We start from the raw sequence: 18063 nt of genomic DNA on the forward strand, positions 1-18063 counted from the left end.
CGGAATGGTCGGCCAGCGCTTCCTGGAGGCGTTCGCCGAGCGGGACGGGACCTCCCGCTGGCAGGTCACCGTGCTCGCCGAGGAGCCGCGCCCGGCCTACGACCGGGTCCACCTCACCTCCTGGTTCTCCGGCACCACCGCCGACGAACTCTCCATGTGGGACGCCGATTTCGGTACCAAGTACGACATCGACCTGCGGCTCGGCGACCCCGCCGAGACGATCGACAGGGCGGCCAGGACCGTGACCTCCCGCTCCGGCGAGGTCTTCGGGTACGACGCCCTCGTCCTGGCCACCGGCTCGTACCCCTTCGTGCCGCCGGTGCCGGGGCACGACGCGGAAGGCTGCTTCGTCTACCGCACCATCGAGGACCTGGAGGCGATCCGGGCCGCCGCCGACACCGCCCGGGTGGGCGCGGTCGTGGGCGGCGGGCTGCTCGGTCTGGAGGCGGCGGGCGCGCTGCGGGCGATGGGGCTCGACACGCACGTCGTCGAGTTCGCCCCCCGGCTGATGGCCCTTCAGGTGGACGAGGGCGGCGGTGCCGTACTCCAGGACAAGATCCAGGAGTTGGGCGTCACCGTGCACACGGGGGCCGGCACCCAGACCGTCGAGACCGACTCCGACGGCGCCGTGCGGGGCATGGTGCTCTCGAACGGGGCGACCCTCGACACCGACCTCGTGGTCTTCTCGGCGGGCGTGCGCCCCCGCGACCAGCTCGCCCGAGACTGCGGCCTGCCGGTCGGCCAGCGCGGTGGCATCGTGGTCGACGAGGCCTGCCGGACCGAGGACCCGGCCGTCTGGGCGATCGGCGAGTGCGCGCTCGCGGCCGACGGACGGGTGTACGGGCTGGTGGCGCCCGGCTATGCGATGGCCGAGGCGGTCGCCGGTCAACTCACCGGCGGCGAGGGCTCCTTCACCGGCGCCGACCTCTCCACCAAGCTCAAGCTGCTCGGCGTGGACGTCGCCTCCTTCGGCGATGCGCAGGGCACCACCGAGGGCGCCCTCGAAGTCCTCTACGCCAACAGCCGCGAGGGCGTCTACAAGAAGCTGGTCATCGGCGCCGACGGGGTGCTCCTTGGCGGCGTCCTGGTCGGCGACACCGAGTCGTACGACCTGCTGAGGCCGCTCGCCCTGAGCGGCGCCCCGCTGACCGCCCCGCCCGAGCAGCTGGTGCTGCCCTCGTCGATCGGAGCGGCGCCGGGACCGATCGCGCTGCCCGACGACGCGGTGGTCTGCTCCTGCCACAACGTCACCAAGGGCGCCATCCGCGCCGCCGTCGCCGACGGCGGGTGCGCGGACGTCCCCGCCGTGAAGAAGTGCACCCGCGCGGGCACCGGCTGCGGGTCCTGCGTAAAACTCCTCGGCACCCTCGTCGCGGACGAACTCACCGCTCAGGGCGTGGAGTTGGCCACCGGTCTCTGTGAACACTTCGCCCACACCCGCGCCGAGCTCTACGAGATCGTACGGGTCAGGCGCATCACCACCTTCGCCCAGCTCATCGCCGAACACGGGCAGGAGGGGAAGGCGGGCAGCGAGGGCTGTGAGATCTGCAAGCCGGTCGTCGGCTCGGTCCTCGCCTCCCTCAGCCCCGCCCTCGGCGACGCCGTCTCCGGACACATCCTGGACGGCGAACAGGCCGCCCTCCAGGACACCAACGACCACTTCCTCGCCAACCTCCAGCGCAACGGCTCCTACTCGGTCGTCCCGCGCATCCCCGGCGGCGAGGTCACCCCCGCCGGGCTCATCACCATCGGCGAGATCGCCCGCGACTTCGGCCTCTACACGAAGATCACCGGCGGCCAGCGCATCGACATGTTCGGCGCCTCGGTCGACCAACTCCCGCTGATCTGGCGGCGCTTGGTCGACGCGGGCTTCGAGTCGGGCCACGCCTACGGAAAGTCGCTCCGTACGGTGAAGTCCTGCGTCGGCCAGACCTGGTGCCGCTACGGCGTCCAGGACTCGGTCGCCCTCGCCATCGAACTGGAGCTCCGCTACCGGGGGTTGCGCGCCCCCCACAAGCTGAAGTCCGCCGTCAGCGGCTGCGCGCGCGAGTGCGCGGAGGCGCAGAGCAAGGACTTCGGCGTGATCGCCACCTCGGCCGGCTGGAACCTCTACGTCGGCGGCAACGGCGGCATGACCCCGCGCCACGCGGACCTGCTGCTGGTCGACGCCGACCGCGAGACCCTGCTCCGCACCATCGACCGCTTCCTGATGTTCTACGTCCGCACCGCCGACCGCCTGGAGCGGACCGCCCCGTGGATCGAACGCATGGAGGGCGGCCTCGACCACCTGCGGGCGGTCGTCGTGGACGACTCCCTCGGCATCTGCGCCGACCTCGACGAACTGATGGGCCGCCACGTCTCGGCGTACGAGGACGAATGGCGGGCCACCCTCGACGACCCGGAACGCCTCGCCCGCTTCGTCTCGTTCGTGAACGCCCCCGGAACCCCCGACCCGACCATCCGCTTCGTCCCCGAACGCGACCAGATCCGCCCGGCGGACGCGCTGGTGGCGGGCCCGACCCTGGAAGTGAGGACTCTCGCATGAGCACCACTGCTGTGAGTACGGCCGCTGTGAGCACCACTGCGGGCGCTCTCCTCATGGTCGAGGTGGACACGGGGGACGGCTGGGACGCCGTCTGCCCGTACGACCTCCTGATCCCGGGCCGCGGAGTCGCCGCACTGGTCGGCGACCACCAGATCGCCCTCTACCGGGACCGCGCCGGAACGGTGCACGCGGTCGGCAACCGCGACCCCTTCAGCGGCGCCCACGTCATCTCCCGAGGCCTGCTCGGCACCCGCGACGGCGTCCCGGTGGTGCTCTCCCCGATGTACAAACAGGCCTTCGACCTCCGGACGGGAACCTGCCTGGACGAGGAGACGGCCCCGGACGGAACCCCGGCAACCCTCCCGGTCTGGCCGGTCCGCACCCGGCCGCTCGACTAGCTGCCCCCGGCCGCTCGGCTAGCTGCCCCCGGCTCCTCACCCTCCCAGTTAGGCGGAAGCCACACCCATGACCAGCACCCTCCGCACCCCCCAGTCCCCACCCAAGTCCCGTCCGCCCATCGACGAGTGGCGGCCGGAGGATCCCGCGTTCTGGTCCGCCACCGGCGCCGCCATCGCCCGCCGCAACCTCGTCTTCTCCGTACTCTCCGAGCACATCGGCTTCTCCGTCTGGAGCCTGTGGTCCGTCCTCGTGCTCTTCCTCGGGCCCGAGTACGGCATCGACCCGGCCGGGAAGTTCGTGCTGACCGCCGTCCCCACCCTGCTCGGCGCGGCCCTCCGGCTCCCGTACACCTTCGCCGTCGCCGTCTTCGGCGGGCGCAACTGGACGGTGATCAGTGCCCTGGCGCTGCTCCTCCCCGCGCTGCTCACCGCGTACGTGCTCGAACCCGGGGTCTCGTACACCACGCTCCTGGTCGTCGCCGCCGTCGCGGGCATCGGCGGGGGCAACTTCGCCTCCTCGATGGCGAACATCAACGCCTTCTACCCCCAGCACCTCAAGGGCCGTGCCCTCGGCATCAACGCGGGCGGCGGGAACCTCGGCGTACCCGCCGTACAGCTCCTCGGGCTCCTCGTCCTGGCCACCGCCGGTGCCGCGCACCCCCGGCTGGTGCCGCTGATCTACGTACCGCTCATCGTCGTCGCCGCACTCGCCGCCGCCCTGCGCATGGACAACCTCCCGGCCCTGCGCAACGACCGGGGCGCCCTCAGGGAGGCCGCCCGGGAGCCGCACACCTGGGTGATGTCCGTCCTCTACATCGGCACCTTCGGCTCCTTCATCGGCTTCGGATTCGCCTTCGGGCAGGTGCTGCTGGTGCAGTTCCACGCCGACTTCCCGACGGCGGTCAGCGCCGCCTACCTGACCTTCCTCGGGCCGCTGCTCGGGTCCCTGATCCGGCCCGTGGGCGGCGCGATGGCCGACCGGTGGGGCGGGGCGCGCGTCACCTTCTGGAACTTCGTGGCCATGGCGGCCGGCGCGCTCCTCGTGCTCCTCGCCTCGAAGTCGGGCTCGCTGCCGCTCTTCCTGACCGGATTCGTCGCGCTCTTCGTCTTCAGCGGCATCGGCAACGGCTCGACGTACAAGATGATCCCCGGCATCTTCCACGCTCGGGCCGCCCGCGAAACGGCGGCGGGGGCCGACCCGGCGGAGGCGGAGGGGCGCTCCCGCCGCCGCTCCAGTGCCGTGATCGGCATCGCGGGCGCGGTCGGCGCGCTGGGCGGAGTGCTGGTGAACATCGCGTTCCGCCAGTCCTTCCTGACGGAGGGCACGGGCGACGCGGCGTACCTCGCCTTCCTCGCGTACTACGTGCTGTGCCTGGCGGTCACCTGGGCGGTGTACCTGCGGCGGCAGCCCGCTCGCTTCCGCGCCTGACCCTTTTCCGATAACTTCGCGCCCAGGAGGTGATCTTGCATGGAGCGGATCGCGCAGGTCATTCGGGTCGTCCCCGAAAAGGTCGCGGAATACCGGAAGTTGCACGAGGCGGTGCCCGAGCCGGTGCTCGCCCGGCTGCGTGCGAGCAACATCGCCAACTACTCGATCCATCTGCTGGGCGACCGGCTGTTCAGCTACTACGAGTACCACGGCACGGACCTCGCCGCCGATCTCGCCGTACTGGCCGAGGACGAGGCCACCCAGGAGTGGTGGAAACTGACCGACCCGCTCCAGGAGCGGGTGCCGGAGGCGGCACCGGGGGAGTGGTGGGCGCGGGCGGAGCAGGTCTTCCTGATGGAGTGAGGAGCGCATCGGAGACCCAGGTCACATCCTTCCGTGTCACAGGGGCTCGGGCTACCTCGTCTCAGGGGACGTAGGCAGCCGTTGAGGACCTCGTACGGACCCCGTACGAACACGAAGGAGCACACCATGGAAGCGCGACTCGACTACTTCGCCAGCCAGACCGCGGGCAAGGCCTTCAAGCACTTCATGGCAGCGGGCCGGGTACTCAAGGAATCGACGCTGCCCGCCGATGTCCAGGAACTGGTGGCCCTGCGCGTCAGCCAGATCAACGGCTGCGCGGCCTGCATCGACATGCACACCAAGGACGCCACCGCCGCGGGCGAGACGGCGGTACGGCTGCACCTGGTGGCGGCCTGGCGGGAGGCCACCGTCTTCACCGAGGCCGAACGCGCCGCGCTGGAACTGGCGGAGCAGGGCACGCGGGTGGCGGACGGCGCGGGCGGGGTCAGCCAGGAGGTGTGGGAGAGGGCCGCCAAGCACTACGACGGCGAGCAGCTCACCAGCCTGGTGACCCTGGTCGCATTCATGAACACGGCGAACCGGTTGAACATCATCGCCCAGACGCCCGCAGGAGGTTACGTGGCCGGTCAGTTCCACTGAGCAGGGGCCGGTTACCCTGCCACCGACGGTTTCGGGTGATCCAGGGGTTCGGGGAAGAGGGCGCGGCGTGAGCAAGGTCGAGGAGTTCGAGGAGCTGCGGCCACTGCTGTTCTCGATCGCGTACCGGATCCTGGGCAGCGTGGGCGAGGCCGAGGACGCCGTCCAGGAGACCTGGCTCCGCTACGACGCCTCGGCGACCGAACCCGTGTCGGCGAAGGCGTTCCTGTCCGCCGCGGTGACCCGGCTCTCCATCGACGTACTGCGCTCCGCGCGGGTGCGGCGGGAGGAGTACGTCGGGCCGTGGTTCCCCGAGCCCCTGCTGAGCGACCCGTACCAGGACCCGGCGCGGGCGGCGGAGCTGGCCGAGTCCGTGTCGATGGCGGCGCTGGTGCTGCTGGAGCGGCTCAGCCCGCTGGAGCGGGCGGCGTTCGTGCTGCGCGAGGTGTTCGGCTTCGGGTTCGACGAGGTGGCCGAGGCGGTGGGGCGTTCGGAGTCCGCCTGCCGCCAGCTCGTCGTACGGGCGCGCCGGCACGTGCGGGACGGGCGGCCGAGGTTCGCCGCGGACGGGCGGGAGCGGCGGGAGCTGGCGACGCGCTTCTTCGACGCGTTGAAGGACGGTGACGTGGGCGGTCTGCAAAGTCTGCTGGCCGCCGACGTACAACTGGTCGGGGACAGCGGCGGCAAGGCGCCCCGGCTGGCCAGGACCGTGGTGGGCGCGCAGAACGTGGCGCGGCTGCTGGGCGCGGCGTTCCCGCTGCTGTGGCGGATCGACGTCACGTGCGAACCGTGCGAGGTCAACGGCCAGCCGGGCGCGATCCTCCGCGACCGCGACGGCAAGGTCCTGAACGTCATCGTCCTCGATGTGGTCGACGGCCGGATCCAGACCCTCCGGGGCCTGGGCAACCCCGACAAACTGAGCCACCTGGGCCCGGTGGCCGACGCCTGGGCCATCGACCGGGAAGCCCGCCGAATTCGCCAAACCCACAATCCCGTCGGGTGACACTGCACTACGTGAACGTGAACGGTGACGACTTCACCGGTGCCGCACAGCGTGATGTTCGGCTAGAGCGGCCGACGGCACCGGCACCGCCATCGGACTACCTGCCTGCGAACGTCCACACCGCGTGCTTGCCGGGGCCCACGACCAGCGTCGAGTTGCCGAGCTTCTCGACGTGCCGGTACGGGACCGCCCGGTTCAGTACGAAGTCGACCTGGCGCAGGCCCACCTTGTCGAGGGGGACGGCATCGAACCTGATCGTGGTCGTGCCACCCCTGGCAACCGCCCCGCCGCCCGGCGTCTCCCGTACGGTGAACCCGCCCGCCTTCAGCAGCGGCACCGTATTGGCCAGGTCGCGCGGGGTGACCGCGATGCGGATCGACGTCAGGTCGCGCATCAGACGGGTGCGGTAGTCGTCCCGGAGGTAGCGGTCCCGGCCGACGTCACCGGGGTAGCGGGCGGGCCCGGTCTTTCCGCGCGGGTCGGCGAAGTACTCCGGCCGGTACTCCATTCCCCAGGTGCCGAAGAGGTCGTACTCCCCGGTGGTGAACACGGCGTCGAACCACGGCACCGGAATCCCGTCGCCGAAGTCCCGCGTCTGCTGGAACAGCAGCGGATCGCTGATCCCGCCGTCCCGCAGCCGCTGGATCACCGTGTCCAGGTCGCCGTCCCGCTCGGTCGAGATCCCCATCCCGGCGGAGCCGAGGGTTCCGTCCTTCCCGGGCAGGTCGCCGACGCCGAACAGCTCCATGTACGTCTCGCGGCCCATCAGGTACCGGCCGGTCCAGGTCTGCCCGCCGGAACCCGTCGTCGTACGGACCTCGAAGTCGGCGAACTTCCGCAGGTACGCGGAGTGTTCGACGGCATCGGCCGTGGCCCGGTCCATCACCCCGTACGCATGGTTGTAGAAGAGCAACTGCCGCCCGGAACCAGCACCGGCACCAGCACCGGCGCCGGAACCGGGGTCGGAGCCCGGCCCGACCTCACCAGCCCTCGCGGCGCTCACCCCGCCCTGAACCACCCCCAGCGCAAGGATCACGGCAAAGGCAATGATCATTCGCAGTACGTGACGAATCAGCATGAGGGGGATCGTAGGCCGGGGAGCGCCCTTCCGCAGCCCTTCTAACGAGCCAGGGGCGCCAGGAGCACCTCCACCAACTCCTGCGGACGGGAGAACATCGGCCAGTGCCCGGTGTTCATCTCCACCAGCTCCCACCGCTCGCTCTTCAGCAGCTCCACCACATTCTCGTCCGGTTCGGGCCAGTCGAGCAGGCACTTGACGTACGTCGCCGGAATCTCGCCCAACCACCCGGCCAGCTCCGCCGGTTCGAGCAGTGTGCTGCCCGGGTGCCGTGTCGCCCCGCCCAGGAACCGGGCGAGCTGCTCCTCGCTCAGGTCCTGGTCCGCGCACTCGGCCGCGGTCGCCGGCGGCCAGAAACCGCCGTTCTCCGATATCGCCTTCACCAACGGCGCCCGGCGCGGGTCCGGTTCGGCCGGCACGAACGCCTCCCCGTCCGTCGGCACACAGGCGTCGACGAACACCACCCTCGCCAGCCGGTCACCGATCCGCTCGGCGGCCTGACCGACGGGGATGCCGGAATAGCTGTGCCCGACCAGCACCACCTCGCGCAGATCGAGCCGCTCGATCTCCTCGACGATGTCCCGCACATGGGTCTGCTGCCCCACGGCACCGGCCCCCTCGGCGTCCCGCTTCTCCGCCAGCCCGGAGAGCGTCACCGCATGCGCTCCGTGCCCGGCGGCACGCAGCCCGGCCACCACTTCCTCCCAGGCCCACGAACCCAGCCAAGCTCCTGCCACCAACACGTATTCAGCCATGGGGACAAGGTAACCGGGAGGTCTGACAATGCCCGGACCTTTGTCCGGGCGCCCTGGTCGCGTGCGAGGCTGTCACGCATGAAGACGACTCCCGACGGACGTCCCGTACCGGAAGCGCACGCCGACGAACGCGCCATGCTGGAGGGCTGGTTGGAGTTTCACCGGGCCACTCTCGCCTTCAAGTGCGAGGGTCTCGACGACGTACAGGCGAGGACGGCCGCCGTGGCGCCGTCGGCGGTCACGATGCTCGGTCTGGTCCGGCACCTCACCCGGGTCGAACGCAACTGGTTCCAGCGGGTGTTCAGCGGTGCGGACGTTTCCCTCGCGGAGGTGGGCGGTGCGGACGGCGGCTTCGCGCTGGACGAGGACGACACCCCGGGCGGCCTGCCCGAAGCGCTGGACGCCTGGCGGGCGGAGGTCGAGCGCAGCCGTGCGGTCGTCGCCGGTGCAGCCCTGGACGACTCCGGCCGCTTCACCCCGCAGGAGGCCGCCCGAGCGGGCACCGACACCGTCTCGCTGCGCTGGATCGTGGTCCACATGATCGAGGAGTACGCCCGCCACAACGGCCACGCCGACCTCATCAGGGAGAGCATCGACGGCGTCACGGGCCCGTGACGGAACGAGGGGCCGGTGAGAGAAGGGGCTGGTGGGCGAACGGGCTAGTGGGCGAACGGGCCGTCCAGTGCTGCCCACTGGAGCAGCATGATGGTCTTCGCGTCGGCGATCTCGCCCGTCCTGACGCGCCGCAGGGCCTCGGTGAAGGGCAGCTCCAGGACCGTGATGTCCTCGCCCTCGGCGGCCACGCCGCCGCCCGCCGAGGTGGCGGTGGAGCGGTCGTACGGGGCGGCGAAGAAGTGCAGGCGTTCGGTGACCGAGCCGGGGCTCATATAGACCTCGAAGACGCGCTGCGGGGTGCCGACCGTGTGGCCGGTCTCCTCGGCGGCCTCGCGCCGGATCGCCTCCTCGGGGCCGTGCCCGTCGAGCAGCCCCGCGGCCGTTTCGACGAGCATGCCGTCGGGGTGGCCGTTGACGTACGCGGGCAGCCGGAACTGCCGGGTGAGGAGTACGGTCGCGCGCTCCGGGTCGTACAGCAGGATCGTCGCGCCGTCGCCCCGGTCGTACGTCTCGCGCTGCTCGCGGCTCCAACTCCCGTCGCTGTGCCGGAAGTCGAAGGTGGTCTTGCGCAGTACGTACCAGTCGCAGGACAGCACCTCCACGTCCCGGACGCGGACGTCGGGGTTGCCGGTCAGGTCGCGGCCGTGGGAGTCGAGGGCGGTGCGGCCCCGGCGGTCGGGTATGTCGATGCCGGGGGTGCCGACAGTGCCGACAGTGCTTTCCGTGCTCATCGGGCGCCGGCCTCCGTGATCTCCGGGATCTCCGCGAGGTTCGTGTAGACCGCCGCGCCCTGCGAGCGGGCCTGTGCCACCATCCGGTCCGCGCCCTCGGAGGGGCCGCCGATCCGCAGCACGGCGTCGCAGCGGGCCAGCAGGCGTTCCGCGACCGGGTGGAAGATCTCGTCGTAGAGGGCGTCGCCGGGGCCGGAACTGCCGGCCGTCTCCAGAAGCGGCAGCGCCAACGCCTCGCCGGTGACCGGGAGATGGCCGGCACGGAAGAGGGTGAGCGCGGTCTCGTTCATGGCGGTGACGTTCGCGTGCAGCTTGGCGGGGTCGTCGCCGGTGCCGGATCTGTACGGCCCGGCGACGAGGATCATCAGCGGGCCGGGTGCGGTGTTCTTCATGGGTGTTCGGTCAACTCCTGTGCGAATGAGTGTGGTTGGCGTCAGGCGAGCAGCGTCCGCACGCCCGCCTTCCGTAGCGCCGCGAGGGTTTCCGGGCCGTGCGGGTGGGTGGCCGCGTCCTCGGCGGCGGTGTCGGTGACGAAGGTGCCGACCGCGTCGGGGGCGGCGACCCTGCTGAAGGAGCGGACCCCCAGCTTCGTCGCGTCCGCGACCGCCACCGTGCGTGCCGACTGCGCCAGTCCGGCCTGTTTGACCGCCGCGTCGTCCAGCGAGAACTCCGACCAGCCGTGCTCGCCGTGCACACCGCCGATCGACATCACGAAGCAGTCGAACGCGAGGGCTTCGAGCGTACGGAGTGCCAGCGGGCCCACCAGTGACCGCTCGCCGGGCCGCGACCGCCCGCCCACCACCAGCAACTCGATGCCGGGCCGGTCGGCGAGACGTACCGCGGCCTGAATGCTCAGCACCGCCACGGTGAGCGGGGCCCGCGCCGCGAGGTGCTCGGCGACGTGCACGGTCGTGGTGCCCGCGTCGAGCAGCACCCGCGAGCCGGGTTCGATCAACTCGGCGACCGCCCGTCCGAGCCGGTCCTTGGTGGCGGACTGCCACGGCTCGCGGGCCGTGAACCCGGCGCCGTCCTCCCGTGCCCGGGTGGCGACCGCGCCGCCGTGCACCCGTTTGACCAGGCCCTGGCGCTCCAGTTCGGCCAGGTCACGGCGGACGGTCATCTCGGACACCCCGAGCCGGTGCGCGAGCTCGGACACGGAAACCCGGTCGGAGCCCTGCACCAGGCGCAGGGTCAGGTCAAGGCGATTGGCGACTCCCATGCCCCATTTCTAACACAGGAATGTTCGATTGAACATTTCCGTGTTCGTTCTGGCGGCTCTATGTGTGATCCGGCACCAGTACGGAGAACGCGTACCGCGCCGCCTCGGCGATCAGCGCCTCCTTCGGCTCCGCCTCGGCCCCGGGGCGGTCCGTCAGGATCGCCAGGACCACGGGGGAGGCGGCGGAACCCTTCGGCGGACGCAGGACCGCGATGTCGTTGGCCCGCCCGTAATCGCCGGTTCCGGTCTTGTGGGCGACGGTCCAGGTCCTGGGCACTCCCGCCAGGATCCGCTGCCGGCCGGTGGCGGTGCGCAGCAGCCAGTCGTCCAGCAGGGCGCGCTTCTCGGCGGGCAGCGCGTCACCGAGCACCAGTTCGCGCAGGGCACCGGCGACGGCACTCGGGGTCGTGGTGTCGCGCGGGTCGCCCGGGCGGTTGCTGTTGAGGTCCGGCTCGTACTGGTCCATCCGGCTGACGGAATCGCCGAGCTCGCGGAAGTACGAGGTCAGTCCGGAAGGGCCGCCGGCCTTGCGCAGCAGCAGGTTGCCCGCGGCGTTGTCGCTGTGGCGGATCGCGGCGTCCATGAGCGCGCGGACGGTCATCCCGGTGCCGACGTGCTTCTCGGTCACGGGGGAGTGGGGGAGGATCTCGTCCCGGGTGTACATGACGCGCTCGTCGAGACGGCCGACCGGGAGCTTGTCCAGGACGGCCGCCGACACGAGCGCCTTGAAGGTGGAGCAGAAGGCGAACCGGTCGTCAGGCCGGTGGACCAGCGTGGCACCGCTGCCGGTGTCCAGGGCGTACAGGCCGAGCCTGGCGCCGTGGGTGCGTTCGAGGGCGGCGAAGCGGGCGGTGTGCTGCGCGGTGGTCTTCGCCGGACCCCCGGAGGCCGAAGCCGAAGCCGAAGCAGAGTCGGATGCGGATGCGGAAGGGGTGGCCGACTCCCCGGAGTGCGTCTGCGACCCGCACCCCGCCACCGCCGCCAACGGCAGCCCCACTCCTGCCCCGAGCATCGCGCGTCGCGTGTGCATCCTGGACGTTCCCATCACCTGGCTCCTCTTACTTGCCGATTCCCGCCGTCATGCCCTCCACGATCCGCCTGCCCAGCCACAGGTAGAGCACGATCATCGGGTACACCAGGATCGTGATGCCCGCGAAGAGCGCGCCCCAGTCGGAGCTGTACTGCATGCTGCCGTACAGGCTCAGCAGGGCGGCGGGCAGCGTCCGTTCCTCCGGGAGCGGGGTGATCAGGAGGGCGAGCAGGGTCTCGTTCCAGAGGCCGATGACGTTGAGGACCAGGACCGTGGTCATGGCCGGGCGGGCGATGGGCACGACCACCTGGACGAACGCGCGTACCGGCCCCGCACCGTCCAGCTCGGCGGCCTCCTCGATCTCCCGCGGCAGCGAGCGCAGATAGCCGGTCAGGACGAAGACCGTGAAGGGGAGGGACAGGACGACCTGGAAGACCAGCAGCGTGATGCGGTTGTCCCACCAGCCCGTCACCCAGTCGATCATGAAGCTGCTGACCGAGAGCTTGATGACGACGATCGGGATCACGACCGTCTGGAGGGGGATGCTCATACCCATCGCGAAGTACCCGGTCAGCGGGCCCGCCACACGGCGGGTGGAGCGGGTCAGGACGTACGCCGCCGGGGCCGCCAGCGCCACGATGAGCAGCGAGCCGACCAGAGTGAGTGCCGTGCTGGTGAGCGCGGCCGAGGAGAAGCCGGCCGCCTTCCACGCGGTGCCGTAGTTGCTCCACTGCGGACTGTCCGGCAGCCCGAACGGGGACAGCCAGACCTCCCCCGACTCCTTGAGCGACTGGATGCCGACCCAGCCCACCAGGGCGAGGTTGAAGGCCACCCACGCCCAGAGCGCGAGCGACGTGGCCCGGGGGACGAGGAAGTCCCCCAACAGGCGGCGCGGCGACCAGATCGAGCCGGACGTCATCGACGTACTCACGGAGGTCCTCACGGAGGTACTCACGACAGCTCCACTCGCTCACGACGGGTGATTCGACGGGTCAGCCACACCAGCACCGTCGTCACGATCAGTACGAACACGCCCATCGCCGCAGCCGAACCCAGCTCCGGCGCCCCGCCGTTGTTGGTCACCGACAGGAACTGCTGCACCGCCACCGTCCGCGCCTGCAACGGCGGACTGCCCGGCGTCCCCGCCGTCGTGAAGGCGATCACGATCTCGAACACCTTCAGGCTGTTCACCACCCAGAGCACCGCGCACACCGCGAAGACGTCCCAGGTCAGGGGGAGCGTGATGTAGCGGAACTGCTCCCACCTGGTCGCGCCGATCAGCTTCGCGTCCTCGTAGAGGTACGGCGGGATCGAGTCCGCCGCCGACATCATCAGCGCCACGTAGAAGCCGGTGCTCGACCACACCAGACCCCCGATCACGCACCGGAACACCATGTCCGGGCCCAGCCACGGCTGCGGATCCAGCCCCACCCAGCCGAAGACGGTGTTGACCGCGCCGCCCGGGTTGAGCAGGAAGCCGATCGCCGCGCCCACCGCGATCATCGAAATGATCATGGGGAGGAAGACCACGGACCGGATGAACCCCCGGCCCTTCGCCTGCCGCAGCACCACCATCGACAGGAAGGTGAAGCCGAAGACCGCGATCCCGCCCGCCAGCGCCAGTACGAAGGTGTTGACGAAGGAGGTGCGGAACGCGTCGTTCTCCAGCAGCGCCGTGTAGTTGGCGAGCCCACGCCACTCCATCTCGGAGCCCGGGCCCGCCCATTTGTTCAGGCTGACCCAGAACCCGTACAGCGCGGGCAGCACGAAGAGCAGGCTGTAGCCGATCAGGGCAGGGAGGAGGAAGGGCCAGAAGGCGCGCTCGCGGGCAGGACGGAGCTTGCCCTTCCTCTTGTGTGGTTCGTACGGTGCGGACCCGGACCCGGAGCCGGACTCGGACCCGTCGGTGGGAGCCCGGTGTTCCGCTTCCCCGGCCGGGCCGTCGACGGCCAATGTGCTCGTACCCATCCCGTCAGCTCTTGTTCTTCAGGTACGCGGCCGTCGCGGCCTTGCCGTCCTTGATGAACGCCGCGGCGTCCGACTTCCCCGAGACCAGCTTGTCGTCGATCGGCAGGAACACGTCGTTCCACCACTTCTGGTCGGCCGCGGCCCCGTCGTACGTCCGGTGCGTGGCCTTCGCGTCGGCCACGTCCTTCTGTATCCCGGCCAGATGCGCCGGAGCGGGCACGTCATCGCGCGCCGGGATGCTCAGCGCGCTCTCCGACATGGCCTGCGCGTACTTCTTCTTCAGCGCGAAGGCCAGGAACTCCTTCGCGGTGTCCGGGTTGTGGCCCTTGGCGTTCACGCCCCAGCCGAGCGTGCCGACCTCCACCGAGTCCTTGCCGCCCACCGGGAGCTGGAAGGACGTCACCTTGGCGTCGGCGGCCAGCTTGGGCTTGGTCTCACCGGCCAGCCAGGTGCCGTTGATGTTCAGGTCGTACTTGCCCTGCGCCCAACTGTCCTGCGCCGCCGGGAACTTGGTGGCCATGAAGTCCTTCTGGAAGTAGCCGCCCTTCGCGAGCTGCTCCACCCTTTTCGCCGCCGCAAGCACCTCGGGCCTGTCCCAGGCCGCCGGGTCGGTGGCGAGCGCCTTCATGCTGCCCTCGCCGTTCGCCCGTACCAGCGCGCTGTAGAACCAGTAGACGTTGTAGAAGTTGATCGTGCCGTCCTGGCCGATCGGGGTGCGCCCCGCCTTCTTCGCCTCCGTCAGGTACGCGACGAACTCCTCCCAGCTCCTGGGCGTCTTCACCGGGTGCTTGGCCGCGTCGAACCACACCGCCGTCGAGATCACCGTGTGCGGTACGAAGGCCAGCCCCTTGTCCGTGCTGGACGCGCCGCGCACCGCCTGGGACAGAACGTCGGACACCGGCTTGCCCTCGCCGGGCACCTGCTTCTTCAGTACGTCATCGAGCGGCGCGGCCAGGTTCTGCGCCGCGAACCGGTCGATGGTGTCGGTGGAGGTGTCGAACAGGTCCGGGCCCTGGCCCGCCGCCATCTCGGTCGCCAGGTTGTCGTTGCCCTTGCGGCCGACGAACTTCACGTCGACCTTGGCCCCGGTCTCCTTCGCGAAGTCGTCGAAGAGCGCCTTGATGGCCTTGCCCTGCGGCTCGTCCGCACCCCAGGAGGAGCGGTAGACCAGCTCCTTGGCGGCCGAGGCGCCGCTGTCCCCGCCGCTGTTCTTCTTGCCGCACGCGCCCACGCTCAGGGCGAGTGCGCCCACGGTCAGGACGGCCGTCAACTTGCGCATGGTGAGGGAGCCTTTCGTCGAAGGAGGTGTGGTGCCGGGGTGCGCTGCCGGGGTGGGATTACGTGTGCGGGTTACGTGCGCGGGTCACGTGCGCGGGTCGAGCGCGACCACGGTTCCCGTGCGCCGTGCCCGTTCCGCCGCCCACACCACCCGGTGCGTGGCGAGGCTCTCGTATCCGCTGGTCAGGACCAGCGAGGGGTCCTGCTTCCCGACGGCGTCGACGAACGCGTCGAACATCGTCGCGTCCCCGCCGCCGTGCCCGGTCGCCGCCGAGGCGTCCGCCCCGGCGCCCGTCTCGACGACCGTCACCGTGTCCGTGAGGAAGTCGTGCACGCGCAGGGTCACCCCGTCGCCCTCGACCGAGCCGAGCGTGCCGAAGATCCGCGTCTTGCGGTGCTCCAGCGCGGCGAACGCGGTGACCGTGCAGGTCGCGTTCGTACCGTCGGCGAACTCCAGGCTCACCACCTGGTTGTCCAGCACGTCGTTCCCGCCGGCGTACGCACATCTGCCGTAAGGGCCGTCCGCCAGCGCGGCGAGCACGCCCGCCTCCGTACGGGCCCCGGTCACCGCCGACAGCGGCCAGAACTCCTTCTCCGGATCGCCGAGGCAGCCCAGGTAGATCCGCTTGGCGGAGTACGCGCAGCCGCGCTCGACGGGGCAGGTCAGACAGGAGTCGGTCGCGCCATCGGGGCGCTGCTCCGGACGGAAGTGGGTGAGCGCGCCGAACGAGCTGACCCGTACCGGCAGTTCGCCCTTGACGTACGTGATCCAGTCGAGGTCGTGGCAGGCCTTGGCGAGCAGCATCGGCGCCGACTCGTCCTCGCGGCGCCAGTTGCCGCGCACGAAGGAGTGCGCCTGGTGCCACCAGCCGATCTGCTCCAGGTGCTGGATGTTCACGACCGTACCGATCCGGCCGCTGTCGATCAGTTCCTTGAGGGCGGCGGTGTACGGGGTGTAGCGCATGACGTGGCACACGGCGAGCAGGACGCCGTGCCTGGCCGCCGCGTCGGCGATGGTCCGCGCCTCGTCCTCGCGGTGCGCCATCGGCTTCTCCAGCAGGATGTCGTACCCCAACTCGGCCGCCCGGACGGCGGGTTCGCGGTGCATCCGGTCCTGGGTGGCCACGATCACCGCGTCCGCGAGACGGTCCCGCGCGAGCAGCTCCCGCCAGTCGGTGAAGACCCGGTCGGCCGGTACGTCATGCTCCTCGGCCATCGCGCGGCGGCGGACGGGGTCGGGCTCGGCCACCGCGACGACCTCGGCCCGCCCGGTCTCCAGGGCGCGGCGGGCGTAACTCTGCCCGCGCAGCCCCGCGCCGATGACGGCGAGTGTGACCATGAATGTTCCTCTTCCGATTTCCGGATACGGGTCTGGTTCTGGCTCTGGTTCTGGTTCTGGTTCCGAGCGGGGCGAACTGGCTCTTCTGATGGGTGAGTTGCTTGCCAGTTACTAATGAAGACTGTTTTTATTTCTCCATACAGAAGCTGTCAAGGGAGAACGCGGTGACGTTTTGACTCAGCACGGAGGCGATACCTCGCGCTTGCGCCGGATCAACCTGGTCACGACCCTGCGCACGGTGCGTGACGAGGGCCCGACCAGCCTCACCGAACTCTCCCGGCGGGCGGGCCTGTCCCGGCCCACCGTGGAGAGCCTGGTGGAGGAGCTGCTGGCCACGGGCTGGCTCAAGGAACTCCCGCCCGAAACAGGGCAGATGGGGCGTCCTGCCCGGCTGGTGGCGTTCCACGCCAGAGGCAGCCATGTCCTCGGCGTCGACATCGGCTCGTACAGCGTGCGCGCCACGGTGGCCGCGCTGGACGGCACGGTGGTGACCGCGCGTACGCGTCCGGTGGACGCCGGCTGCGGACGGGACGAGCGGCTCGACGGTACGCGGGCGGTCATCGAAGAGGCCCTGAAGGAAGCCGGGTTGGCGGCCGAGGAGGTCGCCGCCGTGTGCGTGGGCACCACCGGAGTCGTCACGGCGGACGGGGTGGTGCGGCTGTGCGTGGGGCTGCCCGACTGGGTGGGTGTGGACCTCGCCGCCGAGCTGGGCGCCGGGTTCCGCTGCCCGGTCCTGGTGGAGAACGACTGCAACCTGGCCGCGCTGGCGGAGAGTTGGACCGGTCTGGCGCGGGACGTCACTGACCTGGTCTTCGTCCTGTCCGGCGTGCGGACCGGGGCGGGCATGCTGATCGACGGTCGGATGCACCGGGGGCGGCGCGGGGCGGCCGGGGAGATAGGCGCGTTGCCGCTGGTGGGGTGGCACCGGGCGCCGTCGCACCTGGCGGGGTGCCCGGGGCTGCCGGAGGGGACGCTGCCGCAGGAGGTGGCGGAACACGTCTTCGGGCGGGCCAGGGACGGGGATCCTGCTGCCCGTTGGGCGGTGGAGCAGTACGCGCACGATCTGGCGGAGGGGATCGCGGCGTTGGTCCTGACGGTGGATCCGGCGTTGGTGGTGGTGGGCGGGGGGCTTTCGCGGTCCGGGGACGTGCTGGTGGAGCCGTTGCGGAGGCATCTGGATCCGCTCTGTCTCGAACCGCCCGAGCTGGCGATCTCGGTGCTGGGGGAGCGGGCGGTCGCTCTTGGCGCGGTCCGCCACGCCCTGAACCACTTCGACTCGGGCCTCTACGACATCGACACACCTCTCCCTGTACCGACCTCTTGACGCGGGGGCACCTCAACCCGCCATATATGAAAGAACTTTGGCAATCCCGCCGAGGTCCGCTGCGCGGGGCCATTCCCCACCCCGCCCCTTCCCGAACCGGGGCTCCGCCCCGGACCCCGGGGGTGGGTGGGGGACTGCTGGGGCTGCGCCCCAGACCCGAGGTGGCAGCCCGTCCGGGGTGAGTGGAGGCGTGCGGCTACGTCGCGGCTGGCCGCGCAGTTCCCCGCGCCCCTAACCGCCCCGCCCCCCGGCGGCGGAGCCGCCTACGCCCGAGCCCCCCTGGGCGGCGAAGCCGCCCTACGCCCCCGCCCCCTTGGGCGGCGGGGCCGCCCCCCGGGGGCGGAACGGGCGGGCAAGGGGGCGGCCCCCGGCGGAGCCGAACCCTCCGGCC

General features: G+C 70.8%; 18 protein-coding genes. 8 read left to right on the top strand and 10 right to left on the bottom strand.

What is annotated here, in order from left to right; translation table 11 throughout:
- Nucleotides 1–4: 4 nt before the first annotated feature.
- The 6 genes from nirB (at nucleotide 5) to ACZ5PB_RS21210 (ending at nucleotide 6335) form a co-directional block, all read left to right on the top strand.
- A complete protein-coding gene (gene nirB, locus ACZ5PB_RS21185) occupies nucleotides 5–2545 on the top strand; it encodes a nitrite reductase large subunit NirB (protein WP_468693271.1) in 2541 nt (846 codons plus the stop codon).
- Entirely contained in the window at nucleotides 2542–2943 is a 402-nt protein-coding gene (gene nirD / locus ACZ5PB_RS21190) for a nitrite reductase small subunit NirD (RefSeq protein WP_468693236.1), read from the top strand. Before nirB ends, nirD begins: the two co-directional genes overlap by 4 nt.
- Before the next feature lie 67 nt (nucleotides 2944–3010).
- Nucleotides 3011–4372, top strand: a complete 1362-nt coding sequence (locus ACZ5PB_RS21195; RefSeq protein WP_468693238.1) for a nitrate/nitrite transporter — start codon at nucleotides 3011–3013, stop codon at nucleotides 4370–4372.
- Nucleotides 4373–4411: 39 nt separating this feature from the next.
- A complete protein-coding gene (locus tag ACZ5PB_RS21200; RefSeq protein ID WP_468693239.1) occupies nucleotides 4412–4735 on the top strand; it encodes an L-rhamnose mutarotase in 324 nt (107 codons plus the stop codon).
- Nucleotides 4736–4861: 126 nt separating this feature from the next.
- The gene (locus ACZ5PB_RS21205) at nucleotides 4862–5335 is read left to right on the top strand and encodes a carboxymuconolactone decarboxylase family protein (protein ID WP_468693241.1); all 474 of its coding nucleotides are present in this window, start codon (nucleotides 4862–4864) and stop codon (nucleotides 5333–5335) included.
- A 67-nt stretch (nucleotides 5336–5402) separates the two neighbouring features.
- The gene (locus ACZ5PB_RS21210) at nucleotides 5403–6335 is read left to right on the top strand and encodes an RNA polymerase sigma-70 factor (protein ID WP_468693243.1); all 933 of its coding nucleotides are present in this window, start codon (nucleotides 5403–5405) and stop codon (nucleotides 6333–6335) included.
- A gap of 97 nt (nucleotides 6336–6432) precedes the next feature.
- Here the strand turns inward: ACZ5PB_RS21210 and ACZ5PB_RS21215 are convergent, their stop codons facing one another.
- Both ACZ5PB_RS21215 and ACZ5PB_RS21220 read right to left on the bottom strand, forming a co-directional pair.
- The gene (locus tag ACZ5PB_RS21215; protein WP_468693272.1) at nucleotides 6433–7389 is read right to left on the bottom strand and encodes a DUF5829 family protein; all 957 of its coding nucleotides are present in this window, start codon (nucleotides 7387–7389) and stop codon (nucleotides 6433–6435) included.
- Nucleotides 7390–7454: 65 nt separating this feature from the next.
- Entirely contained in the window at nucleotides 7455–8168 is a 714-nt protein-coding gene (locus ACZ5PB_RS21220) for an alpha/beta fold hydrolase (protein ID WP_468693244.1), read from the bottom strand.
- Between the two features lie 78 nt (nucleotides 8169–8246).
- On the opposite strand from ACZ5PB_RS21220, the gene ACZ5PB_RS21225 reads away from it, so the two are divergent.
- Nucleotides 8247–8783, top strand: coding sequence for a DinB family protein (locus ACZ5PB_RS21225; RefSeq protein ID WP_468693246.1), 537 nt, complete (start codon nucleotides 8247–8249; stop codon nucleotides 8781–8783).
- 44 nt (nucleotides 8784–8827) lie between these two features.
- On the opposite strand, the gene ACZ5PB_RS21230 is transcribed toward ACZ5PB_RS21225, so the two are convergent.
- From ACZ5PB_RS21230 to ACZ5PB_RS21265, 8 genes are all read right to left on the bottom strand, one after another.
- Nucleotides 8828–9514: an NUDIX domain-containing protein gene (locus tag ACZ5PB_RS21230; RefSeq protein WP_468693247.1), complete on the bottom strand. Its 687-nt coding sequence runs from the start codon at nucleotides 9512–9514 to the stop codon at nucleotides 8828–8830.
- The gene (locus tag ACZ5PB_RS21235; RefSeq protein WP_468693249.1) at nucleotides 9511–9906 is read right to left on the bottom strand and encodes a DUF4406 domain-containing protein; all 396 of its coding nucleotides are present in this window, start codon (nucleotides 9904–9906) and stop codon (nucleotides 9511–9513) included. The genes ACZ5PB_RS21230 and ACZ5PB_RS21235 overlap by 4 nt, the downstream gene beginning before the upstream one ends.
- A gap of 41 nt (nucleotides 9907–9947) precedes the next feature.
- Nucleotides 9948–10733 (bottom strand): DeoR/GlpR family DNA-binding transcription regulator, encoded by a 786-nt coding sequence (locus ACZ5PB_RS21240; RefSeq protein ID WP_468693250.1) that lies wholly within the window; start codon nucleotides 10731–10733, stop codon nucleotides 9948–9950.
- Between the two features lie 58 nt (nucleotides 10734–10791).
- Nucleotides 10792–11763 carry a class A beta-lactamase gene (gene bla, locus ACZ5PB_RS21245; protein WP_468693251.1) on the bottom strand — a complete coding sequence of 324 codons (972 nt, stop codon included), beginning with the start codon at nucleotides 11761–11763 and terminating at the stop codon, nucleotides 10792–10794.
- Between the two features lie 28 nt (nucleotides 11764–11791).
- Nucleotides 11792–12718 carry a carbohydrate ABC transporter permease gene (locus tag ACZ5PB_RS21250; protein WP_468693252.1) on the bottom strand — a complete coding sequence of 309 codons (927 nt, stop codon included), beginning with the start codon at nucleotides 12716–12718 and terminating at the stop codon, nucleotides 11792–11794.
- Nucleotides 12715–13731 carry a carbohydrate ABC transporter permease gene (locus ACZ5PB_RS21255; RefSeq protein WP_468693253.1) on the bottom strand — a complete coding sequence of 339 codons (1017 nt, stop codon included), beginning with the start codon at nucleotides 13729–13731 and terminating at the stop codon, nucleotides 12715–12717. The genes ACZ5PB_RS21250 and ACZ5PB_RS21255 overlap by 4 nt, the downstream gene beginning before the upstream one ends.
- Nucleotides 13732–13735: 4 nt before the next feature.
- Complete coding sequence (locus ACZ5PB_RS21260) at nucleotides 13736–15010, bottom strand: ABC transporter substrate-binding protein (RefSeq protein WP_468693254.1); 1275 nt, start codon at nucleotides 15008–15010, stop codon at nucleotides 13736–13738.
- Between the two features lie 84 nt (nucleotides 15011–15094).
- On the bottom strand, nucleotides 15095–16348 hold the full coding sequence (locus ACZ5PB_RS21265) for a Gfo/Idh/MocA family protein (RefSeq protein ID WP_468693255.1): 1254 nt from the start codon (nucleotides 16346–16348) through the stop codon (nucleotides 15095–15097).
- A 202-nt stretch (nucleotides 16349–16550) separates the two neighbouring features.
- Between ACZ5PB_RS21265 and ACZ5PB_RS21270 the strand changes: the two genes are divergently transcribed.
- On the top strand, nucleotides 16551–17672 hold the full coding sequence (locus tag ACZ5PB_RS21270; protein WP_468693256.1) for an ROK family transcriptional regulator: 1122 nt from the start codon (nucleotides 16551–16553) through the stop codon (nucleotides 17670–17672).
- The last annotated feature ends 391 nt before the right edge of the window (nucleotides 17673–18063 follow it).

The sequence above is a fragment of the Streptomyces sp. NPDC032721 genome (genome assembly GCF_055579625.1).